Here is a 22,441-nt window from a genome sequence, read left to right on the forward strand (position 1 = left end):
CCGCCTCCCGCGCACCCTCGCTCGCCACCGGGGCGGACCGCCCGAAGGGCCCGTTCCCGCCCGCGGTGTCAGCCCAGGGCGCGGGCCCGTTCGAGCACCTCCGCCGATGCCTTGGCCACCGAACCGGAGTCGAAGGGGGGCTGCGGGTCGTACTCGGTGTAGAGCTGGATCGCCTGGGCCGTCACATCGTCGGTGAGCAGGGCGGCCAGTCGGACGGCCATGTCGATGCCGGATGAGACCCCGGCCGAGGTGATCACCCGGTCGTGCCGGACCACCCGCTCGGGGGTGTAGACGGCACCGTACGACTCCAGGTCGGCAGCCGCGTCCCAATGGGTGGTGGCGGTCAGGCCCTTCAGCAGACCGGCCGCACCGAGCACCAGGGAGCCGGTGCACACCGAGGTGGTGAAGCGGGTACCGGTGTGGATCGCGCGCACCCAGTCGAGGAAGTCGGCGTCCGCAACCATGGCCTGGAAGCTGCCACCGCCCGGGATCAGCAGGACGTCACAGCGCTCCACCTCCGCGTACCCGGTCGGGACGTGCACGGGCAGGGAACCCAACACATCACGCACCAGCCCGGGTTCGGCCGTGACGAACCGTACGGTGGCACCGGGCACATACGCGAGGATCTCGTACGGTCCGATCGCGTCGAGCGGCTCGAAGTCGTCGAAGAGCGGGATCACTATGTCCATGCGCCGCAGCCTAGCCAGCCCTCACCTGGGTCGGAGAGGGCTGCGCTGCACGAGGCCCCGGGGTGCCAACGGCGGAATGACCCCCTCGGGCGTCTCAACTGCCTTCCGGATCAGCGGGGTACGCGAAGTCGTACACGCTGATGTTCGTCACCGGCTCGTATCCGAGACGCTGGTAGAGGGCGTTGCTGGTGGGGTTGGCCGCATTGGTGAACAACACGACGTCCGTTGCCCCCGCAGCCAGTGCGGCCCGGGTCACCTCGACCGTCACGGCGCCCCCGTAGCCGCGACCGCGCAGGTGGGCCGGGGTGTAGACGGGGTCCACCCGGACCATGTGGGAGACCATCGAGGTCGAGCCCGCCAGCGATACGGGTGTGCCGTCCGGGGTCTCCCAAAAGGTGTAGTGCTTGTCGGCGAAGCGGGTGCTGGCCCAGGAGCCGGCGTCGATGGTGACGTCCTCCTGTACGTCGGTCGCGAACCCGCGCAACCAGAACATGAGTTGCTCCCGGTCCTGCTCGCCCAGGAGACGCCCTCGGCCCTGCGGGAACAGGTCCATCGGGGTCAGGGTGCCGAGACGGTACAGACCGAGCCGGATCCCGAGTGTCGGTGTGGCGCCCGTGAGTCGCTGCCATGCCTCGGCGAAGGCGGTGACGGCGTTGTGGTCCCCGGTGACGCCGGGGAGGGAATGGCCGAGGCCCTTCATCCGGAGGGCGAGCGATTCGGCGTGCTCGGGGGAGAGCGCGGCGATGAACAGCCGACCGCCCGCCAGGCGATGAAAGGTCCCGATGGTCTCGCCCGCCCGCTCCAACCGGCCGAAAGCGGGGGCTTCGTCGCCGTACGCGTCCGCCCCGCGTGTTTGCAGCTTGTCGGTCACCGTCAGCAGCGTGGTGTGCAGGGCCAGGCGGGGGCGCAGAAAGCCTTCGGCGCGGACGAGGAAGTCATCGACGTCGTGGGTGAGGTGCCAGTCATCGGGGCGCATGCTCCATGGTCCCGCAGGTGCTCGACTCCGGGGGAGCGCATTCGGTGATCACATGCCGTTCTGGCTGGTCAACGCGTCTGCCTGCCGTGGTGGGAGCGATCTGCGATCACGTGCGTGATTCCCGCGCTCTTGGTCAGCCTTGGGCACAGGGGGCCTTCCGAGGGCCTTCCGGGTGCCGTACGCCCGGTCCGGACAGGGCTCGGTGGGACGTACGGAATCACGCCCTCCGCCACGCTTGCTCACGGTGGCGGATCACCGTATCTCCGGCCCGACCGAGCCCAGCCCCCGAAAGGTCGGAGCGCTGCTCAGCCGTGCCAGCGGATGTGAACCCGGTGCAGTCTGAGGAACAGCCAAGCGCCGGAGAACACAACGAGATTGAGAGCGAAGACCGCCGCGATGGCCAGCCATACGTGCTGCATGGGTACCCCCTGTTGCCGTCACGTACCGGGAGGAACGAGGAGAGTGCGGTGAATGGTGGGTCTCGGTGCCTTCGACGGTCAGCGGCATCGTGCTTCGACGACCGTCGGTGAGCCGAAGCTAGCAGGAACGGTTCGGCGGTCCCGAAAATCACCGATTCTCTGAGCAACATCTGAGCTGCGCGCCCGCGTTGGGCGGTTGCGGGGGGCCATTCGCCCCCTGGGATCAAGATCATCCGAGGCGGCGTCGGTACGCCGCCGCCTCGGACTCGCCACGACCGAACGGATCAGCCGCCAGCCGGCTCGGCCCCGTGCTCGGCGGCCAAGGCGCTGATCCGTGCGGCGAGGGCCGTGTCCAGAGCGGTGATCGCGTCACCGGCGTCATGGGTGTTGAGCCCGAAGCCGATCGTCCCGTAGAGGATGGTGATCTTGGCGTGGTGATTCGCCTCGTCCTCGGCGGCTGCAACGGCCCGGTACAGCTCGGGCACCCTGGCGCGCTCGGCCTTGAACTCTGCGGCGAGGCTGCCGTCCTGCACACTCCAACCGGGCAGGTCGGTCAACGCCTGGTCCAACTCGTCGGCGGTCAGCGCGGTGGCGGGCATCGAGTGCTCCTTCGGATCGGTACTGGCCCAACGACCTGCCGGGTCCGGCCGCTGGCACTGTGGGTGCTTTCAGCTGTTCATGCCCCGCCCCGGGGTGTCCAGCGCTCCACGGCGGGGGCCGGGGGGATTGCACCCGTTTGCGGGAGGCACACCGGGGCGAGCGCAGGACTCCTGCCCCTGGCAGGGAGCCAGGCTCTGCGGTCTTGAGCACATCAAGGGCCGTCCCCCCTGATGCTTCGAAGGAGGGCGGCCACCAGGGAGCCGAAGAGAGTCAGGGTCGCGATGGCGAAGAAGACCCTGTCTGCGAGTGCCCTCTCCGATCTCGCTCGGGGAGCGGCGGGCGTCACTGCGTTGGACTCGTGCTCGACCCCCGTCATCGGTCGGCCTTCGTCTGTGAGGACACGGCAGCGGTGTGGAACGTACAGGTCACGACCTTGCCCGTCGGGGTGGTGGTGGATTCCCAGTGCTCGGTCAGCGCTGCGACCAGGAGCAGGCCGCGGCCGGTCTCGGCGCAGTCGGAGAGTTGGCGCACGGTGGGCAGATTGTGCACGGTGTCGCTGAGACGGAGGACCAGCCGCTCACCGCGAGGCTCGATCTCCAGATGGCAGATGCCTTCGGCGTGCTTGTGGACATTGGCGAGTAGTTCCGTCACCACCAACCCCACATCGGGGGCGGCCTCTCGGTGACCGACATCCTTGAGGCGATCTACGACGGCTCGTCGCACCACCCCGATCTTGGACGGTTCCACGGTCAAGCTCATGCTCAGAAGGGTCTCCGTTTCGCTCGTGGCCCCCACTGCTCGGGCGGCCCCGAGTGGCTGTTCGGTGTTGTGGGGTGTGTGATCGAAGGTTTCGGGCGGGGACGTGGGTCGTGCAACTGCGTCGTGTCTCATGCGTACGTCCCCCGATGTGCATACGGGTCGTGGTCCGCGCTCAGGGCGCGTAGTTGCAGGGTCTCTTCCGCAACGACGTACGGGCGGACGGTTCGGCAGTCTTCACCTCTAAGCGTGCGTTGCCGCTCAACGACATGGGCGGGGGTCGGCGTGGACCACCAGCGGGCGGGAACCGGCGCCGGCTCGGGGGTGAATGTGGGCGGTGGTACGGCGTCGTCCTCTGCCGGAAGTAACCGGCTCAGAGCCCACAACAGGGCTCGGACGATGGCGGCGCGCATCGTGGGCTAGCTCCCTCGAAAGCTGTTCGACGAGTCTTGGCGGACCGTTCCCGCCGGTTCGTCGTGGGCGGAGGCCGGACGGGAGGTTGAGCGACTGGGCACAGTGCCCCCACTGCGGTACTCGACGGGACCGCGACCCGTGGGCACGAGGTCGGCTCTCAAGAGGGCTTGTATGCGGCGTGCTCCGATGGGCATCGCGACTCCTGGTGACTCGATTGGGTCTGTTCACAGAGTTGCGAAAAGAAAAGGGTCTGGCGTTGACAGGGAGTCAACGCCAGACCCTTGACGCAGAGTTACTGGTGCGCTACACGCCGCTCCATTGGGCGAAGGTACGCAAGCGCTCCGACGCCCGCGGCCGGGACCTCAGCAGTACGCCCACGGTCGACCGGACGGTCGGGTGATAGCGGGTCTGTTGCGGTGACGTCCGCCTGGCCTTCTCCAGGGACTCCAGAGCGTCATCGTGCCGGGCGGTCAGGGCTTGGGAGCGAGCCGTGTCGATCCAGTACACGCCCGCCCGCGCGGGAGGGTAGGCGGACGGCAGCCGGACCGAGTTGCTCAACTTGACCGCGAGGGCGTGATCGTCGTGGTCTCCGGCCGCCTCAATGGCGTGTTGCTCGACGTTCGTGGGTCCGAACACGAACAGATAGTGGTTTGTCTCGCCAGTCTGTCGAGCAACCCCCCGTGCTTCCTCAAGCCAGGAACTCAGTTCCTCCCTGTCGCCTCGGAGGCCGTGGAGCTGGCAGCCCTTGAGGATGAGCCCTCCCCGTACGGCCAGGGTCTCGGCAGTGCCGTCGGGATCGAGATCCCGTAGACCTTGCTGGACCAGTCGCAGCCCTCTGTCCAATGCGGGTCCCTCGGCCAGCAGCATGACCCGCTTGACGCGTTCGGCCGCAACTTGTCGCGGGTCACCTGACTGGAGCGCTGCCGATGCCATACGGGCGAGCGATAACCGCGCCAAGTCCATGTATCCGAGCTTGTAGGCGACGCTGAACGCGCCCAGAGCAGCTTCCGTCTGGAGCCAGTGCGCCTTCTCCCTGTCCCGCCCCGGCGCTTCACGAAGAAGGGTGGCATGGGCCAACTCCCCGAGCAGGCCGGGCAGGATTTCCGCGAGTGTGCCGTACTCCGCGTCTGTGCGCAGTTGCTGGACCCGCTTGATCTCGTCGTGGAGTTCCGTCAGGGCTCGTGGCACGGGGTCGTCGTCCGCCGGGGGAATGTCCCAGTCGTCCAGCGCGATGCTCAGTGGTGAGATGAGGCGGTCGAGTTGGTCCCTGCGTAGTTGTTCGATGTATGGCTGGCCGTGCAGCACGGTGACGCTGACGCTCAGAGCCCTGGCAACGGCGGAAATGATCTGTTCGCTTGGAATTCGGCTGCCGCGCTCGATGCGGGACAGCATGGAGGGGGAAACGTGGGCGCGTTGGCCCAGTTCTGCGAGTGTGAAGTCACGTAGCGCTCGTAGCTCATGAATACGCGCTCCCACACTGGCGGTGTGCTCGGTAGGGCCATCAGTCATACTGGGGCCTCCGTTCTGACGTAGACACTCAGAACGCTACTCCTCTGGATCCCGGGGGAGATGGCGTCGGTGCCCTTCGCAGGATCGCTGCGAGGGGCGCCCGCGTCGGTGCACAGGGTCTTTCAGCGTCGGGGACGGATGCTCGTACTCCTGAGTCCCCGTATGGGTGGCTCAGCCCCACTGCACTCGGCGGGGCTCACTGGGGCTATTCGCATTCTCGGTGTCCGGTTTTCGATAGCGGAATGTTCGGAGCCACCTGCCGAGCGGGATTGCACGGGTACCGTGATGGAGAGGCTAAACCGCAGAGTCGGGAATCCCAGGGGAGTCGACGTGGAGACGAAGCCCGTAAGCGGAGCAAAGTAGTCCGCCAATTCTCGCTCAAACAGTCGCGGTGGTCGTCACAGAGTTCGTCGTCACAGCGCAGTGAACCCGGTAGTCAGAACAGTCCGAGCCTGCGGCAGGCCAGTCCGTCGGCTCTCGCGGCACCGTCGAATCCCTGATGGATCTCGGAAGGGCAGACATGGACCCCTCGCGTCGTGGTGTGCTCACAGCCGGAATGTATTCAGCCGTTCTCGCAGTGCCGGTCTTCGGGGAGGTTGCTCAAGCCGCGGAGGGAGTGCGTGTCACCGGGCCCAGCAGCCGGATCGGAGCCGGTGAGGTCAAGGGGGTGCGGGCCATGACGGATCGCATCGCGGACATCCTCGATGAGTTCGGCGGCGGTCATGCCCGGCCGATGGCAGCAGCCTTTCTGGTGAACACCGTACTGCCCTATCTGCGGGCCTCGGCCAGCGACAAGGATCACTCGGCCATGCTCTCTGCGGCCTCGGACCTGACGTATCTGACGGGCTGGATGGCCATGTACGAGCGGGAGCACGGCTTGGGGCAGAGGTACTACGTCAGGGCGTTGAAGCTCGCGGGTGAAGCGGATGACCACCTCACCTTCTCGCGTACGTTGCGCGGAATGAGCCTCCAGGCGTCGAGCCTGGGGCATGGGCGCAAGGCTCTGGAGTTGGCGGACTCGGCTGCCGAGGCAGCGCCCAAGGCCGGGCCGCGACTGGTGGCCTTCCTGCGTGGGCAGCAGGCCCATGCGGCGGCGATGGTGGGGAACGGTCGGCAGGCGTTCGCCCGCCTTCGAGAGGCGGAGAACGCACTTGCCCGGGCCGACTCCCGGCGCGAGTCGGTCGGTGGATACGACCGGTCCGCGTACCAGTTCCACATCGCGCACGTTCTGTACGAGACGAAGGATCTACCGGGTTCCATCGCGGCCCTGAAGGAGTCCTTGAAGGCCAAACCCCGACAAGAGCGCCAAGGGCGGTTGCACGCACACGCTGTCCTTGCTGAGCGTCAGTTCGAGCTTGGGCATGTCGAAGAGGCATGTGGCACGTGGGGGCTCTTCCTCGACGACTACGCGACACTGTCGACGGCCCGTGGAGACGAGCACTTTCGATCGTTGCGCAGGCGCATTGCTCCGTACCGAAGGGCTCGGGCGGTGCGGGAGCTGGACACACGAGCACGCCAACTGGCAGGAGCGAAGGGTTGACGGCGTCCGCGGTTCATCCCCTGGCCCGCTCCTCAGTTGGTCCAGGAAGTGGAGTTCCGGACCAACGGGGGCGATGGGGGAGGCTGTCAGCGCGGCTTGAGAATTGTGGGGGCGCTGATGTGCGGCGACGCAGGCTTGACATGATCGCTTGGTGATCAACCCCTTGGTGACCATGCGTGATCTCGTTGTCGGTGACTGCCCTGCTGTGCATGCCTTCGCCAGTCTGCCGGAGGCATGCCGCTACCAGGCGTGGGGGCCGAACACCGAGGAACAGACACGGGACTTCGTCCGAGGTGCGGTGGACGCCCGGGCGCAGTCCCCACAGACGCGGTTCGTCTATGGCGCCTGCCTCGACGGTGAACTCGTTGGCATCGGCGAGCTGAAGGTCCGGAGTCTGGCTCATCGCCAGGGCGAGATCTCGTATCTCGTCCATCCTCGGGTGTGGGGCAAAGGGGTGGGCACGGCCATCGGCCGGGAACTCCTCGGCAGGGGGTTCGAGCTGACTGGACTGCATCGGATCTACGCGACCTGCGACCCTCGCAACGTCGCATCGGCCCGGGTGCTGGGCAAGCTCGGCATGATCCATGAGGGCCGGCACCGGCACACCGCGCGGATTCGGGACGGCTGGCGTGACTCCGATGTCTTCAGCATCCTCGATGAGGAATGGGCGCGCCGGCCCGGGCGGGAATGATCGGCTGAGCGCCCGCCGCTCTTCCCCGGCCAGTGTTCTCAGCGCGGCCGTTCGTCCAGGAACAACGCGTTGAGCGCGGCATATTCGTATCCGCCCTCCAGGGTGGTCGTCGTGCCCTCGGTCAGTAGTTCGTGGGCTGCTCGTCGTGCCAGTGCGTACGCCGCCTCGGCGATGGAGGAACCCGCGCTGACGCGGGCGACCCCCGCATCGGCGAGCTCGGAAACGGATGGTGATCCCGGGCAGGCCAGGACGTTCACCGGCAAGGGGATGGATTCGACGAGCGTGCTGATCGCCAGGGTGTCCGGAGCGCTGAGGACGAAGATGCCGTCCGCGCCCGCCGTCGCATAGGCGCCGGCTCGGCTGAGGGTCTCGTCCAGCCATGCCGCGCGGCCACCGGGTGGCAGGCGGTGTGTGTCGATGCGGGCGTTGATGAACAGCGGGACGCCCGTCTCGTCCGCAGCCTTGCGGGCCGCTGCGATCCGGGCGACCTGCTCGGCGACGGGACGCAGGGTGTCCTCAAGGTTGATGCCCACGGCTCCGGCCGCCAGGACGCCGCGTACGGTCTCGCCCACACCAGCGGGATCCGTCGCGTAGCCGCGTTCGATGTCGGCCGTTACCGGCTGGTCGACGGCGGCCGTGATCCGGGAGATCGCGCCCAACGCCTGTTCGCGGCTCAGCTGGTCCCCGTCGCCGTGGCCCAACGACCAGGCGACCCCGGCGCTGGTGGTGGCGACCGCGGCGGCACCCGCGCTCGCCACCACTCGGGCGGAGGCCGCGTCCCAGGCGTTGGGCAGGATCAGTGGATCGCCCGGAACGTGCCAGGAGCGGAACAGTCGTGCCTTGTCGAGAAGCGTTGTCATGGGTGGCATTGCACCATGTGTCCCCGATCGGCGAGCACTATTTCTCCGTGCCGTCGTCGGGGGTGGCTCCGCCCCGAGGGCGCAAGGGCTGACCGTCTCCGCGGCTCATTCCCCAGGGCCGTTCGCCAACAGGTCCAGGAAGTTCACCTCTGCCACCAGTTGGGCCATCGTGCAGTCGGGCTTGCGGCGGGCCTCGTCGCCGAGGGCCTCCCGAAGGAAGGAAGCGAGGGACTGGCGCGGGAAGGTCTCCAGGGCCAGGTCAACGGTGGTCGGGGGGATCTTGTCGATACGGAGGCCGATGACGTCCGCGCCCGCCCCGAGGTGGATGCCCGCGACCTCGGGGCGGCGGTCGTCGGCGGTCGTGAGCAGGAGGTGGAGGCGGATGGCGTCGGCCACCAGATCGGCGAGCTCAGGGCGGGCGCCCTGCTGGAGGAGGGCTTCGTGGGCGACCTGCGCGCCGTGTTCCTCGAAGGGCGTCGTGGTGTGCGTCCAGGCCGGAGTGAGGCCGAGGTCGTGCAGGGCTGCGCCGAGGAAGAGGGCTTCGCGGTCGTAGTCGAGTCCGCGGCGGTCGAGCAGGGCCGCCGCGAAGACGTAGGTGCGGTGGCAGTGGGCGACGAGCGCGGGCGGCGCGGCGGCTTGCAGCATCGCGTCCGCGGCGTCGGCGAGAGCGGTGTCGGGGCGCGCTATGAGGGCGGGGGCTGCGGTCATGGTGGGCGGCCTTTCGAAGGCGTGGTGTCCGACGGGTCGGTCCTGGTGTTGAACCGCTGGCGGTAGGCGTGAGGTGTGATGGACGTGTGGTGTTTGAAGGTGCGGTGGAAGGTCTCGGTGGAGCCGAAGCCGCAGAGGGTGGCGATGGCGGAGACGGTGAGTGCGTCCTCCTGGAGCAGTTGCCGGGCCGCCTGGATACGTTGTGTTTCGACGTAGGCGGCCGGTGTGCTCCCGGTCTCCCGGGTGAAGACCCGGGCGAACTGCCGCTCCCCCAAGCTGAGCCGGGCCGCCAGGGTCGGCACGTTCAGCGGTTGGTCGAGGTGGGCGTCGATCCACGCCAGGAGCTCGGCGACATCGGGGCTCGCGGTGCTCTGGCGGTGCAGCGGGGTGCTGAACTGGGCCTGGTTGCCCGGGCGCTGGAGGTAGACGACCATCCATCTGGCCGTGGCCAGGGCGTGTCTGCGCCCGAGGTCGTCGGCGACGAGCGCCAGGCTCATATCGATGCCCGCGCTGACACCGGCGCCCGTCCAGATCGGGTCGGAGCGTACGTACACGGCTTCGGCGTCCACGGTGACGTCCGGGTACTGCTCGGCGAGCAGGTCCGCCGTCGCCCAGTGGGTGGTGGCGCGCCGGCCGGTGAGGAGACCCGCCTCGGCGAGCAGATGGGCTCCCGCACACACTGACGCCACCCTGCGCACCCGGGGTGCGACCTTCTTCACCCATGCCAGGACGGCCGGCTCGACGATGGGTTCGAGGCGGCCCCTTCCGGGACGCAGTGCACCCGGCACGATGACGGTGTCGATGCCGAAGGCCCCCGACCCGATGGAGGCGTCCAGGTCGGCGAAGGAGCGGTCCACCGCGAAGCGAACCCCGTCCGCGCAGCTCACCGCACCTGCACTGGCCGCGGCGAGTTCGACGCTGTAGCCGTATCCGGCGCCGTGCAGCAGCCGGCTGGCCGTGGCGAACACCTGGGAGGGGCCCGTCACGTCCAGGGACTCCACCCCGTCGAAAACGGCGATCACGACCTTGCGGCTGCGGCTCATGGCTTCATCCTCTTGCGGACACCCGGTGACGGCAATGACGGAGATATGTCAGATTCAGACATGCAACGGCGGGTGGCGCCGGGTGAACCACGCGGTCGGGGGGTACCCCCACCCCGGTCCACCAGCCTCCTGGATGGGCGGGGCACCGGATGTCAACAACCCTCTAGGGATGACGACTTACTCCACTCCGGCCCTTCTCCTCGCCCTCTCCGCAACGCTCACCGGCATCGTTTCCCCCGCCGCGCAGGCCGCTCCGACCACACCCGCGCCCCGGGCCCTCGTCTGGGAGAACTGTGCGAAGGCAGGCGGACCGGAGACCCAGGAGTGCGCCACCCTGTCGGTTCCGCTGGACTATCGCGACCCCAGGGGTAAACGCATCTCCCTCGCCGTCTCCCGCATCCTCAGCGACCGCCCCCAGGCGCGCCGCGGCACCCTGGTGGTGATCGCTGGCGGGCCCGGCTCCTCAGGGGTGCAGAGACTGACGCAGAAGGGGATCGCCCTCCAGCGGGAGCTGAAGGGCGCCTATGACGTCGTCAGCCTCGACCCGCGCGGGGTCGGTGGGAGTACCACCGCCAGTTGCGGACTGGACCCCGACGATCGGCGGCTGCCGAACCTGCGGTCCTGGCCCGCCGCCGACGGCAGCATCGATGAGAACATCGCCCGGTCACAACGGATCGCCGATGCCTGCCACCGCAACGGTGGGCCCGTGCTGCGCAGCATGACCACCGCCAACGAGGTTCGCGACATCGAGTCGTTCCGTGTCGCGTTGGGTGTGGAGAAACTGTCCGCCTGGGGCAGCTCATACGGCGCCTACGTGGGCGCGGTGTATGCGCAGAAGCATCCGCAGCGGACCGATCGCTGGGTGCTCGACAGCAGCGGCGATCCCGATCCGCGGCGCGTCGCCCGGGGGTGGCTCGCCAACACCGGGCGGGCCGTCGAGCTCCGCTTCCCCGACTTCGCGGCTTGGGCCGCCCACCCGGACCGCGATGCCGAGGGGCTCCGGTTGGTACGGCGCGCACAGGACCTCAGGCCGGAGTTCCTCCGGCTGGCGCGGGCGCTGGACCGCAACCCCCGGCCGACCACCACTGCGCACATCCCCCTGGACGGCAACCTCCTGCGCCAGGCCCTGCACCTCGCCCTCTACAACGACGCCGCGTTCCCCCAGCTGGCGGGGTTGATCAAGGCCGCGCAGGACCCGACCGGTCGGCCGGTGCTCTCGGACGACCTGGTGAAGCCGATGAGCGACGAGGCCGCGGCGGTGACGATGGCCGTGATCTGCAACGACATACGGTGGCCCGGCCGCGTGGACTCGTACCGACGTGCGGTGGCGGCCGACCGGGCTGCGTATCCGCTCACCGCGGGGCTGCCGCAGAACATCACCCCCTGCGCCTTCTGGAAGGACACACCGACCGAGGCGCCGACGCGCATCACCGATGAGGGGCCGTCCAACATCCTCATGGTCCAGACCCGACGTGATCCGGCCACGCCGCACTTCGGCGGATTGAAGATGCGCGAGGCGCTGGGGGAGCGGGCCCGGCTGGTCACGGCCGAGACGGGCGGCCACGGGGCCTACCTCGGTACGGGCAACGCCTGCGGTGACCGTGCGGTGACCGCCTTCCTCACCACTGGCGAACGCCCGCGGAACGACATCAGCTGCCCGAGCCGCTGACCGGGGCCTTGGGAGCTCACCCCGGGCTCCCGGTCGGGCCGCCCCGCCCCACGATCGCCGCCTCCACCCCGGCGAGGCGCTGCGCCAACACCCCCAGCGCCGCCACCGCCCGCTCCAACTCGCCGCCCTGGGCCTCCCGCACGTACACGTCCTTGATCCGCTCCCAACGCGCCGCACCGGTCTCGTCCAGCAGCCCGCGGAGCTCGGCCAGTTTCAGCAGATTGGCCTCCGCGTCCGTCGTCAGCGTGCGGGCCTCGGCCGCGTAGTGGTCGTCGATCACCGCGGACAGTTCGGTGCCGTTCATCACCGGACTGATCCGCTGGGCGATCCGGTTCAGATTGCGGTACGAGCCCTGGAGCCGGAACGGCGGCTCGGTCCGGGTGCTGTCGGATCGGCCCGCGGACTCGATGTAGGCGGCGTTCACCGCGAGGACGGTCGCGCGTGCCGTCAGCAGATGCCGCAGGACGTTCACGATCCGGTCCAGTTCCTGGGCCGCGTAGGGATGGGTGAGCCGGTCACGGTGGGCCGTGGGGTCGTCGGACGCCAGCCGCACCAGCAGTTCCAGATCTTCCCGGCCCCTGCCCGCCAGGGGCGCGAGCACCGGATGTGAGGTCAGCGCGTTCTCGACGAAGCTGAATGCGAAGGCGTCCTCCTTGCCCGTCAGGACATCGCCGAGGTCCCACACATCGGCCCGGTTGGCGAGCATGTCGGGGATGCGGAACCGCTGCCCGGACTCCGTGTACGGGTTGCCGGCCATGCAGACGGCGAACCGCTTGCCCCGAAGATCGCGCCCGCCCAGGGTGCGGGTCGCATCGGTCAGCGGAATGAACTTCTGGAGCAACTCGGGCGAGGTGTGCTGGATGTCGTCGAGGTAGAGCAGCACATTGCTGCCCGCCTCCAAGGCGAACGCGATCTTCTCGACCTCCTGGCGCGCCGCCGCGTCCGGCGCCTCCGCCGGGTCCAGGGAGACGGTGTGCCGGCCGAGCGCCGGCCCGTCCACCTTCACCAGCAGCAGCCCGAGCCGCTCCGCCACGTACTCCACCAGCGTGGTCTTGCCGTAGCCCGGCGGGGACAGGAGCAGCAGCAGCCCGCCGCTGTCCGTGCGCCGTGCGTCCCCTGCCGCACCCAGCTGTTTGGCGAGGTTGTCCCCGATCAGCGGTAGGTACACCTCGTCCACCAGCCGGTTGCGGACGAAGGCGGACATCACCCTCGGCCGGTAGTCGTCCAGCCGCAACCGGGTGCGCTCACGGGCCGCGAGCTGCCCCCGCACCTGCTGGTAGGCGCGGAATCCGGGGACGTCGGTGGCCGCGAAACCGGCCGTCCGGGACAGGAACTCATCCAGCCGCAGGGTGAGCGCGCCGCGGACGATCCGAGGGTGTTCGCCCAGCAGCGGGGCCGCCGTGCCCGTCACGGACGCGTCCACGTCATGGCGCGCCAGCCCGGCCGTCAGCTCGATCGCCACCGCCTCCGCGATGTCCCCCGCCGCGAGGTGTTCGCCGGTCGTCCGCGCCCAGGCCGTCAGCCAGCCCTCGACCAGCCGGTGCGCAGCCGCGACCTCCCCTTCGGCCAACTGCGCCCGCACATCGTCCGCGTACGGGCAGGCGCCCACCGCCCGGGTGAACTTGTCCAACAGCGCACGGGCCGTGCCGCTGGTCGTGAACGACTCCCCGGACGCCAACTCCGCGACCAGGTAGTCGGCGGCCCCCGGATGGTGCAGCGGCAGGGCCGCGCCCGCGAGGGCGGCGGCGATCTCGTCCCGCAGACCGTCCGTCGCGCCCACCGCGCCGAACACCTCCTGCGCCCTGGCCAGTGACAGGGCCTGCCGCGCCCAGCCCGTGCGCTGCGCCCCGCTCGTGCCGTGCGCCCAGAACAGCTGCGCCGCGGCCCGGGCCTGCCCCGGGTGGCTCAGCAGCCCGGCGTCCGCGCGCAGCCGCAGCAGCAGCCGCAGGATCTGTTCGGTGTCGTGGTCGTGGACCCCCCGCTCATAGCCCTCGTCGTACGAGGACTGCGCGGCATCACGCACCAACTCCGCTATGTCTGCGCCGTCGATCGCCGCGGGCAGCAGCCGGGCGGCCAGGTACTCGGCCCGGTAGACCTGCGGTGACTCGGACGGCAGGGTGCGCGTCCAGTAGGGCCGGGTGGCGGCGAAAGCGGGGTCGGTGACGGGCGCCCGGTAGTCGGTGCCGGTCAGCGCGAAGGCGAGGCCGGCATCGGGTCCGCTCCCGTCCGGTACGACGGTCAACTCCGCGGCCCGGGTGGTCACGGCGAACCGGTGCGCGCCCAGACGGATGGTGTCCCCGCCGTCCGCGAACAGCTCGGTGCGGTCCCGTACCGCCCGAGCGGCCTCCTGGCGGGCCGCCTTGAGCCGGCCCTCCAACTCGTCGGCACGCACCTGGTCGCCGAGTGCCCGCAGTTCCTCCGCGGTACGACGGACCTTCACCGGCAGTGGGTCGGAGGCGAAGTAGGCGTGGGCCGCATCGGTGTCGGGCAGCGTGGCCGCGCGTCGAACGATCGCCTCCACCATGCGCTCGGCGGACCGGGCCAGCCGCTGTGCCCGCCGTGCCCGGGTGTCGTCGAGGGTCTGCCTGCGGGCCGTGAACGCCTCGTACACCTCGGTCCGCTTCTCGGCGATCCGGTCGAGGAAGTCGTCATGGGCGGCGAACCGGGACTCCAGCTCCTCCAACTGGGGCAGCAGCCGCGCGAGCTGGTCCTCGCAGGCGTCGGGCGTCTCGGCAGCTGCCAGGGCTCCAGTGACCGTCTGCGCGAGCAGCGCGAACTCGGCCGCGAACTCGGCCCGGCCCTCGTGGTCGAGGAGTTCACGTCGACGGGCGCGCAGGGTCGCCGAGGCCCGGTTGAGCGCGCCCATGGCATCGGCGATCCGCTCCAGGATCGCCGTGCGGACGGTGGTGTCACCGCTGTCCAGTCCGGTGACGGACTCGCTCAGCGCCCGCAGTCCTGCCGTGCGCTCGACCAGTCGGGCGCCGGCCTCGTCCGCCTCGGCCACCGTCGCCGACTGTGCCGCCGCCTCGGTCGCCTCCTCCGCCTCGGCGTGGAACGGGGTGAAGGCGTCCTCGCGCTGGAGGAAGGCCATCGCCCGACGGGCCGCCGACGCCGTGTCGTCCTCGATGCGGCGGGCGAGCGCGTCGATCGCCTCCGTGTCGGCGTACCGCATCTCGCGCAGGCCCACCACCTGCCCGTGGCAGGAACGCAGTTCGGCGATGCGCTCGACCCACTCCGTCGCACCCGCGGGCGCCTCGCCCTTGATGCGGCGCACCAGCCGGGTGATGCGGGCCGTCATCTCCGCGAGGGCCTCCGCGGACTGCGCGGTGAGGGCCTGAACGGTCCGGAACTCCTCCAGCACCTGCCCGGCGCTCGTCCGCACCGCCTCCAGCGGGGTCAGCAGGTCCCCCGTGTCGGGGTCGTCCAGCCAGTGGCAGCGGTCGACGGTACGGGAGCACAGCGCCACCAGGGACTCGTACACCTCCGTGGTGGGGGTGGTCTCGATGGCCCGGCGAGCGATGGACAGACAGTCGGAGATCCCGCGGACGAGGTCGGCATTGCCGATGCGCGCGAGTGGGCCCGAGCCCGTGGGCGCCCGATGGGTGGCGCTGACATAGGGGCTGCGCCACAGCTGGATCTGATGGACCAGGGAGGGCTCGTCGGTCTGCGGGTCGCGCAGCAGGATCAGCGTGCCGTCGTCGAACAGCGCGTGTCCGACACAACCCAACGGGCTCGCGGCCTCCTTGCGGATCGTGTTGTACGCCATCAGCAGGGCCCGGCCGCCGCCCGGGTCCTGGAAGACGTACAGCACGTCCTCGCCACCGGGGGAGGGCTGCGCGGTCTCGAACTCCAGACCGTCGGCGGCCACGTCGAAGACGCGCACCTCACCGCCGGCGAGGCAGTACCCGCCGGGGAAGATGATCCCCTGGTCGTCGGGGAGCCGCCGACAGGACTGGCCGATGGCGTCCAGCCTGGCCACCGCGCGGGTGACCGTGTTGAAGACCAGATGGCGAACGTGCTGCTCCTTGTAGGGCCGCACCCGCAGCAACAGCAGGGGGCCGACCCTGGCGTAGGACACATCGGCGTCGGCGAGCGCCTGGAGGGGCTCGTCGACCGGCTCGCGGTGGATGCCGTCCGCGCTCTCGGTGTCGTTCTCCACCTTGAGGGTGAGCGCGCCGCCCACCGTGGAGACGTACAGGTCCTCGCCGACGGCGATGTGCGGATGGCGTCCGAGCACATGGCTGTCGCGCTGGAGCGCGGTCCACTCGATGTCGTACGGGGGCGTGCGGGCGAGGTCGCGGTCCCCTCGGCCGTCCAGGAAGCGGACCGTGCCGTCCGGGTCGAGTGCCCAGCGCAGTACGCGCACGGCGTCGGCCCGACCGCCCGTGCCTTCGCCCTCCGCCGCCATCCGGAACACGGCCAACAGCCGGTCCTCGACCCGGCGCAGCCGGATCAGCCGGGCGCCCTGGAAGTAGCGGCACAGGGAGGCGAACTCGGCGATGAACGCCGGATCGTCCAACAGCCCGGGGACGGCGTCCGATGAGAGTGGTTGCCGGGCGCGGTCGTGGAGGCTGAACACATCGGCGACAGCGGTACGCGGGGTGAGCGCGGCGGACGGGTCGGTGCCGAACAGGAACACGTCCCCGACGGCGACGAGGTCCCGGGCGTGCCCCGGGGTGTCGACGGTGAGCGTCTCGGTGGCCGTCAGCTGCATCTCGGTGGAGCCGAAGGCGGCGGTGCGCGCGGTGTTGAGCGCCTCGGCGCGACGGGCGAGTTCGGTCGCGTGGCCGCGGAGCCGATCGCGCAGCAGATCGTAGGTGGCGGACTCCAGCTGGACTTCCGGCGAGCCGTCGGCGCTCGGGCCCCCACCGGTCTGCGCTGGAGCGCCATTGCCCGCACCGCGGGCTGGCCCGGGCGCCGTCCTGCTGGTGGCCCTCCCACCGCTCGCGGGGGCCGCCCCCCGTGCGCCGCCCGCCCCCCGTGCGCCGCCCGCGCCCTGCACATCCGTCGTGTCCATCCCGATCTCCATCTGGTTCAGCTCCTCACAACACGGCGGCGGTCGACAACGCGGCCGACGGAACGCGGGGAATGGCGGAGCAGCTGCCGCCCCCCGCGCGGCAGCTGCTCCCCTCCCGACCCCGGACCGCATCCGGCTCCAACCGGACACGGCCCGGCGTCAGGTCTTGACGACCCCGTTCATCGGGCGCTGCCCGGTCAGCGAGGCCAGGGAAGCGTCCCCGAGCCCCAACTGCTGGGCCGCGTCCAGGAGCTGCCGCAGCTGGCCGCTGTGCTCGCCGCCGCTCTTCATCAGCTGCATCAGCAGTGCCGAGACCGTCAGGTTCTGCACATCGGACGTCGACACCGAACCGAGGACCGCCGTCATGTCGTCCGTGAAGGACGACGATCCGTCCAGCCAGGGGCCGGCGAGGGTCTGGGCCGTCTGCGAGTGCTGGACGAAACCGTCCAGGCCCTTGCCCAGCGAGATCGACTGCACCAGCCGGTCGAAGAAGATCGAGTCACCGCCGACGATGTCGATGTCGGCGTTCTCCAGACCGGTCGCCAGGACGGTGGCCTGCGCCTCGGCGATCTGCCGCTGCACATCGAGCCCGGCGAGCCGGATGTCCTTCTCCGCCTCCAGCCGCAGTCGGTACTCCTCGTGGGCCCGCGACGCCTCGTCGAGCGCGGCCATCGCCGCGGCCTTGTCCGTCAGACCGGCGGCCTCCGCCTTCAGCTTCTCGCCGATCGCGGTGGCATCGGCCAGCGCCTTGGCCCGGCTGCCGTCCGCCTCCGCGGTGAGCTGCGCCACCGTGCCGTCCGCCTCCGCCTTCATCCGGGCGGCCATGGCATCGGCCTCGGCCCGGCCCGTCTTCTCGATGGCGGACGCCTCCATCTCGCGCACCCGAACGGCCGCGAGGCCCTCCGCCGCAGCCTCCGCCTGGATGCCCTCGGCCAGTCGGATCTTGGCACGGGCGTCCAGGTCGGCCGTCTTGGTACGGGCTTCGGCGAGGGTCAGCTCCTCGGCCGCCCGGTGCACGGCCGCCTGCTCGGCGGCCTCCGCCGCCTTGATGTCCTTGACCAGCTTCTCCTGCGCCTCGGCCTCGGCCGCGATCACCAGGGACTGCCGCTCGCGCTCGGCCTGTTCGACCGCCCGCAGTCGCTTGATGGACTCCTCCTGCTCGGCGACCGTACGGTCCACCGCGATCCGCTCCCTGATCACCTCGGCGATCTCGCGGCGCTCCGCCTCCAACTCCTTCTCGGCGGCGATGCGGTTGAGCTCGGTCTCCCGCTCCCGGGCGATGACCTCCAGCAGCCGGTCCTTCTCGATCCGCTCGCTCTCCACCGCGATCACCCGCTCGCGGTTCTTCGCGGCGACGGCCACCTCACGGTTCTGGTTCTCCCGCTGGATGCCCAACTGCTCCTCGGTCTTGAGGAACGCGCTCTGCGCACGCAGGCGCTCCTCCTCCACCACCCGAGCCGTCTCGGCTTCCTCCCGGGCCCGTACGGTGTCGATCTCGCGGCGCTGCTTGATCTCCGCGTCGGCCTGTCGACGCTCCAGCTCCAGGATCGCTTCCCGGGCGTCGACGTTCTGCCGGGTGATCTCCTTCTCCTCGTTGCGCTGGAACTCGTTGGTGCGCACGTGCTCGACCGCGGTGAGCTCGGTGATCTTCCGGATGCCCTGGGCGTCGAGGATGTTGTTGCTGTCGAGCTGGGCCAGCGGGGTCTGCTCCAGGTAGTCGATGGCCGCGTCTTCGAGGCTGTAGCCGTTGAGGTCGGTGCCGATGACCTGGATGATCCGGTCGCGGAACTCATCGCGCTTGGTGTAGAGGTCGGTGAAGTCCAGCTGCTTGCCGACGGTCTTCAGCGCCTCGGAGAACTTGGCGTTGAACAGTTCCTGCAAGGTCGCCTGGTCGCTGGCGCGGGCCGTGCCGATCGCCTGGGCGACCTTGATGACGTCCTCCACGGTCTTGTTGACGCGTACGAAGAACGAGATGCGGATATCGGCCCGGATGTTGTCCTGGCAGATCAGCCCGTCCCGGCCGGTGCGGGAGATCTCGATGGTCTTCACCGAGATGTCCATGACCTCGGCCTTGTGCAGGACGGGCAGCACGACCTGACCGGTGAAGGTGACGTCGACGGTGCGCATCTTCGAGACGATCAGCGCCTTGCCCTGCTCCACCTTGCGGAAGAGTCTGCCGACGACGAAGAGCATCGCGATGGCGATCAGCACGACCAGGGCGATGAGTAGGCCGATGCCCACGGTGATGGCGTCCATGAAGTTCCTCGGGTGGGAGCGGGCGGGCCGGAGCCCGGGGTGGAAGCGGAAGGGGGCGAGGCCGGTGGGGCGTGGGCCCCGCCGGGTCTGCGCTCGATCGGCGGCGGGCCGAAGGAGGAGGGGGTCCACCGGCGTCGCTATGCGCATCGCGAGCGCGGTGCGTCGGTCCCGGGTGCCGGTGCTGGATGCCGGTGCTGGGTGTCAGCGCTGGATGCCGGTCCTGGCTGCCGGTGGCGGGTGCCGGTGCCGGGTGCGACGCGTACGGCGGGTGGGGTGCTGGGGTGCCGCCCGGTTCAGTAGGGCGCGACCCAGAAGAACTCGCCGACCTCGTCGTAGGCGTACAGCAGACCCGTACTGCCGAGGGCGAGTGCGGCCGTGACATCGAGGCCGCTGCGGCGCACCTGCACCAGTGCCGTGGAGCCGTCCGACGCAGTGACCTCGGCCTGTCCGAAGCCCTCGTCGACGCGCCTGGTGCGGATGGTGCAGGTGCGGCCGACGAAGTCGATGCGGGACGGCCCGGGTTCGTCAGGGAAGAGGGCGGCGAGCGGTCGGATGGCCCAACGGGTCAGTCGCCATGCGCTGAGGACGGCCACGGGCAGGAGGACGGCGGCGAGGAGGTGGTGCAGGCCCCCGGAGACGCTGAGCCCGGTCAGGAGAACCGAACCGATGAGGCTGAGCGTCCAGGTGAGTGCGATCACCAGGGAGGCGGAGACGGCGACGGGCACCCCGCCCAGCCCCAGTGCATCACTGTCCAGGTCGGTGTCGAAGGAGTCATGGCCGACCGCTCCCACCAACACCATGAGCCAGAAGCAGATGACGACGACGAGGGCGGCGGTGAACAACATCGTCGGGAAGCGGAACACATGGTCCAAGAACTCGCCCATCACTGATCCCCCTCCACCCGGACCGTGCCCGGCCCCTTCGTCGTCCCGCCCCCGTCGATCCCACGTTCTGTGGGCACTCAGGCGGAATCCCCATTTCCGCTGTCCGGCATGGAGCTGGATCCCCGCCGACCATGGAGCTCATTCTTGCCCGGTGGTACGCCTGTTCGCATTGCCGTTGACCGGCAGTCTTTACGCCGTCTTAATGCCGGTCGCGGGCCGGTAGGTGCACATGGCACCCTTGCTCAGCGAGCGTTAGGAAAGCGTCAAGAGGGGGAGTTGAGCATGGCGGAGCAGGAGATATACGAGGATCATCTTGAGGGGTATGCCCAGATCCTCGCGAACGCGTGTGCCACCGGGCGTCGGTTGAGCCGCGATGAACTGGAGTCGTTGCGCGGCCGGGGTGAACGGGCGGCCGAAGCGGGCATCGGGCTCCGACTGCTGGTCCGCGCCCAACTCACCGCGGCCCAGGCCGTCCGGCCCGAACTCTCGAACCAGGCGGCGGAACATCTCCTTGCCGCGGTCGAGCAGGCGGTGGATGCGTTCGCGGCCGGTCACGAGCGGGCCCAGCGCCTCGCCGTCCGCCAGGAGGAAGCAGCGCGGCGCGAGTTCATCGACGATCTGCTCTACGGCCGCAGCGACCTCGGACGCCTCGCCCAGCGCGCCGAACGCTTCGGCCTGCTCCTCTCCCACGCCCATGCGGTGGCGGTGGCGCAGGGCCCCGAGCCGTACGACGACGGCTTCCCGGTGGCCCGACAGGTGGAGTCCGCGCTGATCGCCCGGTTCGGGCACCGGAGCATCCTCCTCACCACCAAGGACGGCCGGCTGATCTGCATCGCACCGGCCGACCAGGACGAGGTCCTCGGCTTCTTCGCCAAGCAGGCGTATGCGGCGACGGACGGCGGACGGGTGGCGATCGGTCGGCCGCACCCGGGCGCGGGCGGTGTCGTCCACTCCTACGAGGAGGCCCTGAACGCCCTGGAGCTGGCGGCCACCATGGACCTGCCGGACCCGGTGCTGCGGGCGGCGGACCTGTTGGTGTACCCGGTGCTCACCCGCGACCGACAGGCGATGAAGGACCTGGTGGAAAGCGTGCTGGGGCCGCTGAGCCAGGCCAGGGGCGGCGCCCGGCCGCTGCTGGACACCCTGACCGCGTACTTCGACACCGGATGTGTGGCGGCTGAGGCGGCCCGCAGGCTCTCCCTGAGCGTCCGGGCGATGACCTATCGGCTCGACCGCATCCGTCGACTGACCGGAGCGGACCCGGGCGATCCGGTACACCGCTACACGCTCCAAACGGCGGTGATCGGCGCCCGGTTGATGGGCTGGCCCGACCAGGAGCGCGCACGGGCTTAGCAGTTGCCTGCTCCTCCTGTGCGGCAACACGTGCGCCTGCCCTGTGCGGCGGGTGCCTGCGACCGGTCTGTCAGTGCTCAGTGCTCTGTGTTCTGTGTTTTAGGTTCTACGTTCTGCGCCTGTGCCTGCGTTTCGTCCCGGGCCTCGTCCCGGGCCTTCCCGGGTCTTTGCGCGGGACCGGGCGGCGCGTGCCGGTGACACCGCGGAGGCGCCTACGCGTGTACGCGCGTACGCCGGTCTCCGGATGGGGCCGCGTCTGAGCGCCATCGGCTGCGGCCCCATCGGGGGAGTGGATCGTCGGTTATCCAGAGCGTCGAGACGCATGCGGAGAGTCACGAGGTGGAGGAGTTCCGGCGCTCCTGCACGGCCGCCGTTGGGGTGCGGATGGATGGTGTGGGGCAACCCTGGGTAGGCTCCCCGCCCTTTGCGTCGACGCTGGTCGGGATCGCTCCTTCAGCTTGTCGCGCCATGCCCCCTTCGACCGGTATTCGGCTGCCGCGGAATGCATCCGTATCCGGAATCGACGACCCAGAACGTCGATAGTGGACAAGCCGGATGGGAATTTACGACACACACGGCATATGCCCTGTGCCGGTACTGTCTGAAAAGTGATTGCGTTTCCCGCAGGTCAGCGAAATCCATGAGCGTTCTCTCATTTGAGAATCCATTGACATGAGCATTGGTTACTCATAGCTTCCAGGAAACCGGAAGAGCGGCCACCGCCGCTCACCCGATCACACTGGAGGTCCGTTATGGAACGCCTCATCAAGAAGCTGGCCCAGGAAGAGAACTGGCGCGCATGGAACTCCGCGAACTCGGCTGCGGCTGACAAGTCGGGTTGCGTCAGCGCCAAGTCGGGTTGCGTCAGCTCCGCGCCCAAGTCGGGTTGTGTCAGCGCTGCGCCGAAGGCCGGCTGTATTTCCTAACGGATAGCCTTCGGGTAGGCGTGGGGGGGGGGGGGGGGGGGGGGGGGGGGGGCCCGCCCCCCCCCCCAAATATAAATAAAAAAACAAAGAAGCGCGGTGTGTATGGATGGGAATACAACACGAACGCACAG

Annotated in this window: 15 protein-coding genes and 1 pseudogene; 4 read left to right on the plus strand and 12 right to left on the minus strand. The window is 69.5% G+C overall.

Annotated elements, in window-relative coordinates:
• Window positions 1-68: 68 nt before the first annotated feature.
• The 6 genes from ACFXJL_RS06550 to ACFXJL_RS06575 all read right to left on the minus strand — a co-directional run bounded on the left by ACFXJL_RS06550 (window position 69) and on the right by ACFXJL_RS06575 (window position 5,363).
• Window positions 69-689: a DJ-1/PfpI family protein gene (locus tag ACFXJL_RS06550; RefSeq protein ID WP_384689737.1), complete on the minus strand. Its 621-nt coding sequence runs from the start codon at window positions 687-689 to the stop codon at window positions 69-71.
• Between the two features lie 94 nt (window positions 690-783).
• Window positions 784-1,665: a GNAT family N-acetyltransferase gene (locus ACFXJL_RS06555; RefSeq protein WP_384689740.1), complete on the minus strand. Its 882-nt coding sequence runs from the start codon at window positions 1,663-1,665 to the stop codon at window positions 784-786.
• A 703-nt stretch (window positions 1,666-2,368) separates the two neighbouring features.
• Window positions 2,369-2,683, minus strand: coding sequence for a 4a-hydroxytetrahydrobiopterin dehydratase (locus tag ACFXJL_RS06560; RefSeq protein WP_358876879.1), 315 nt, complete (start codon window positions 2,681-2,683; stop codon window positions 2,369-2,371).
• Between the two features lie 373 nt (window positions 2,684-3,056).
• Window positions 3,057-3,443, minus strand: coding sequence for an ATP-binding protein (locus ACFXJL_RS06565; protein WP_384636426.1), 387 nt, complete (start codon window positions 3,441-3,443; stop codon window positions 3,057-3,059).
• Window positions 3,444-3,571: 128 nt separating this feature from the next.
• Window positions 3,572-3,853 carry a hypothetical protein gene (locus ACFXJL_RS06570; RefSeq protein ID WP_384636429.1) on the minus strand — a complete coding sequence of 94 codons (282 nt, stop codon included), beginning with the start codon at window positions 3,851-3,853 and terminating at the stop codon, window positions 3,572-3,574.
• A 304-nt stretch (window positions 3,854-4,157) separates the two neighbouring features.
• The gene (locus ACFXJL_RS06575) at window positions 4,158-5,363 is read right to left on the minus strand and encodes a helix-turn-helix domain-containing protein (RefSeq protein ID WP_384636432.1); all 1,206 of its coding nucleotides are present in this window, start codon (window positions 5,361-5,363) and stop codon (window positions 4,158-4,160) included.
• A gap of 475 nt (window positions 5,364-5,838) precedes the next feature.
• Between ACFXJL_RS06575 and ACFXJL_RS06580 the strand changes: the two are divergent.
• Window positions 5,839-6,903, plus strand: a pseudogene (locus ACFXJL_RS06580) (hypothetical protein); the annotation flags it as partial.
• Between the two features lie 151 nt (window positions 6,904-7,054).
• Complete coding sequence (locus ACFXJL_RS06585) at window positions 7,055-7,594, plus strand: GNAT family N-acetyltransferase (protein ID WP_384689745.1); 540 nt, start codon at window positions 7,055-7,057, stop codon at window positions 7,592-7,594.
• A gap of 38 nt (window positions 7,595-7,632) precedes the next feature.
• Here the strand turns inward: ACFXJL_RS06585 and ACFXJL_RS06590 are convergent, their stop codons facing one another.
• The 3 genes from ACFXJL_RS06590 to ACFXJL_RS06600 all read right to left on the minus strand — a co-directional run bounded on the left by ACFXJL_RS06590 (window position 7,633) and on the right by ACFXJL_RS06600 (window position 10,205).
• Window positions 7,633-8,463: an isocitrate lyase/phosphoenolpyruvate mutase family protein gene (locus ACFXJL_RS06590; protein ID WP_384689748.1), complete on the minus strand. Its 831-nt coding sequence runs from the start codon at window positions 8,461-8,463 to the stop codon at window positions 7,633-7,635.
• Window positions 8,464-8,559: 96 nt separating this feature from the next.
• Window positions 8,560-9,162 carry an HD domain-containing protein gene (locus tag ACFXJL_RS06595; protein ID WP_384689751.1) on the minus strand — a complete coding sequence of 201 codons (603 nt, stop codon included), beginning with the start codon at window positions 9,160-9,162 and terminating at the stop codon, window positions 8,560-8,562.
• Window positions 9,159-10,205, minus strand: coding sequence for a GlxA family transcriptional regulator (locus ACFXJL_RS06600; RefSeq protein WP_384689754.1), 1,047 nt, complete (start codon window positions 10,203-10,205; stop codon window positions 9,159-9,161). The genes ACFXJL_RS06595 and ACFXJL_RS06600 overlap by 4 nt, the downstream gene beginning before the upstream one ends.
• 169 nt (window positions 10,206-10,374) lie before the next feature.
• On the opposite strand from ACFXJL_RS06600, the gene ACFXJL_RS06605 reads away from it, so the two are divergent.
• A complete protein-coding gene (locus tag ACFXJL_RS06605) occupies window positions 10,375-11,874 on the plus strand; it encodes an alpha/beta hydrolase (RefSeq protein ID WP_384689757.1) in 1,500 nt (499 codons plus the stop codon).
• A 16-nt stretch (window positions 11,875-11,890) separates the two neighbouring features.
• On the opposite strand, the gene ACFXJL_RS06610 is transcribed toward ACFXJL_RS06605, so the two are convergent.
• The 3 genes from ACFXJL_RS06610 to ACFXJL_RS06620 all read right to left on the minus strand — a co-directional run bounded on the left by ACFXJL_RS06610 (window position 11,891) and on the right by ACFXJL_RS06620 (window position 20,031).
• On the minus strand, window positions 11,891-16,891 hold the full coding sequence (locus ACFXJL_RS06610) for a DNA repair ATPase (RefSeq protein WP_384689760.1): 5,001 nt from the start codon (window positions 16,889-16,891) through the stop codon (window positions 11,891-11,893).
• 159 nt (window positions 16,892-17,050) lie between these two features.
• Window positions 17,051-19,147, minus strand: coding sequence for an SPFH domain-containing protein (locus ACFXJL_RS06615; protein ID WP_384690330.1), 2,097 nt, complete (start codon window positions 19,145-19,147; stop codon window positions 17,051-17,053).
• Window positions 19,148-19,440: 293 nt separating this feature from the next.
• Window positions 19,441-20,031, minus strand: a complete 591-nt coding sequence (locus ACFXJL_RS06620) for a hypothetical protein (protein WP_384689763.1) — start codon at window positions 20,029-20,031, stop codon at window positions 19,441-19,443.
• A gap of 282 nt (window positions 20,032-20,313) precedes the next feature.
• Here ACFXJL_RS06620 and ACFXJL_RS06625 point away from each other — a divergent pair, with 282 nt between their 5' ends.
• Window positions 20,314-21,384, plus strand: coding sequence for a PucR family transcriptional regulator (locus tag ACFXJL_RS06625; RefSeq protein WP_384689765.1), 1,071 nt, complete (start codon window positions 20,314-20,316; stop codon window positions 21,382-21,384).
• The last annotated feature ends 1,057 nt before the right edge of the window (window positions 21,385-22,441 follow it).

Source organism: Streptomyces sp. NPDC059256, assembly GCF_042753785.1.
Taxonomy (GTDB): domain Bacteria; phylum Actinomycetota; class Actinomycetes; order Streptomycetales; family Streptomycetaceae; genus Streptomyces.

Excerpts from the sequence above, each read along its gene's own strand:
- ACFXJL_RS06595 (WP_384689751.1), bottom strand. The coding sequence starts at position 9,162 with ATGACCGCAGCCCCCGCCCTCATAGCGCGCCCCGACACCGCTCTCGCC.
- ACFXJL_RS06550 (WP_384689737.1), bottom strand. The coding sequence starts at position 689 with ATGGACATAGTGATCCCGCTCTTCGACGACTTCGAGCCGCTCGACGCG.
- ACFXJL_RS06575 (WP_384636432.1), bottom strand. The coding sequence starts at position 5,363 with ATGACTGATGGCCCTACCGAGCACACCGCCAGTGTGGGAGCGCGTATT.
- ACFXJL_RS06610 (WP_384689760.1), bottom strand. The coding sequence starts at position 16,891 with ATGGACACGACGGATGTGCAGGGCGCGGGCGGCGCACGGGGGGCGGGC.
- ACFXJL_RS06565 (WP_384636426.1), bottom strand. The coding sequence starts at position 3,443 with ATGAGCTTGACCGTGGAACCGTCCAAGATCGGGGTGGTGCGACGAGCC.
- ACFXJL_RS06555 (WP_384689740.1), bottom strand. The coding sequence starts at position 1,665 with ATGCGCCCCGATGACTGGCACCTCACCCACGACGTCGATGACTTCCTC.
- ACFXJL_RS06625 (WP_384689765.1), top strand. The coding sequence starts at position 20,314 with ATGGCGGAGCAGGAGATATACGAGGATCATCTTGAGGGGTATGCCCAG.
- ACFXJL_RS06560 (WP_358876879.1), bottom strand. The coding sequence starts at position 2,683 with ATGCCCGCCACCGCGCTGACCGCCGACGAGTTGGACCAGGCGTTGACC.
- ACFXJL_RS06570 (WP_384636429.1), bottom strand. The coding sequence starts at position 3,853 with ATGCGCGCCGCCATCGTCCGAGCCCTGTTGTGGGCTCTGAGCCGGTTA.
- ACFXJL_RS06605 (WP_384689757.1), top strand. The coding sequence starts at position 10,375 with ATGACGACTTACTCCACTCCGGCCCTTCTCCTCGCCCTCTCCGCAACG.
- ACFXJL_RS06615 (WP_384690330.1), bottom strand. The coding sequence starts at position 19,147 with ATGGACGCCATCACCGTGGGCATCGGCCTACTCATCGCCCTGGTCGTG.
- ACFXJL_RS06620 (WP_384689763.1), bottom strand. The coding sequence starts at position 20,031 with ATGGGCGAGTTCTTGGACCATGTGTTCCGCTTCCCGACGATGTTGTTC.
- ACFXJL_RS06590 (WP_384689748.1), bottom strand. The coding sequence starts at position 8,463 with ATGCCACCCATGACAACGCTTCTCGACAAGGCACGACTGTTCCGCTCC.
- ACFXJL_RS06600 (WP_384689754.1), bottom strand. The coding sequence starts at position 10,205 with ATGAGCCGCAGCCGCAAGGTCGTGATCGCCGTTTTCGACGGGGTGGAG.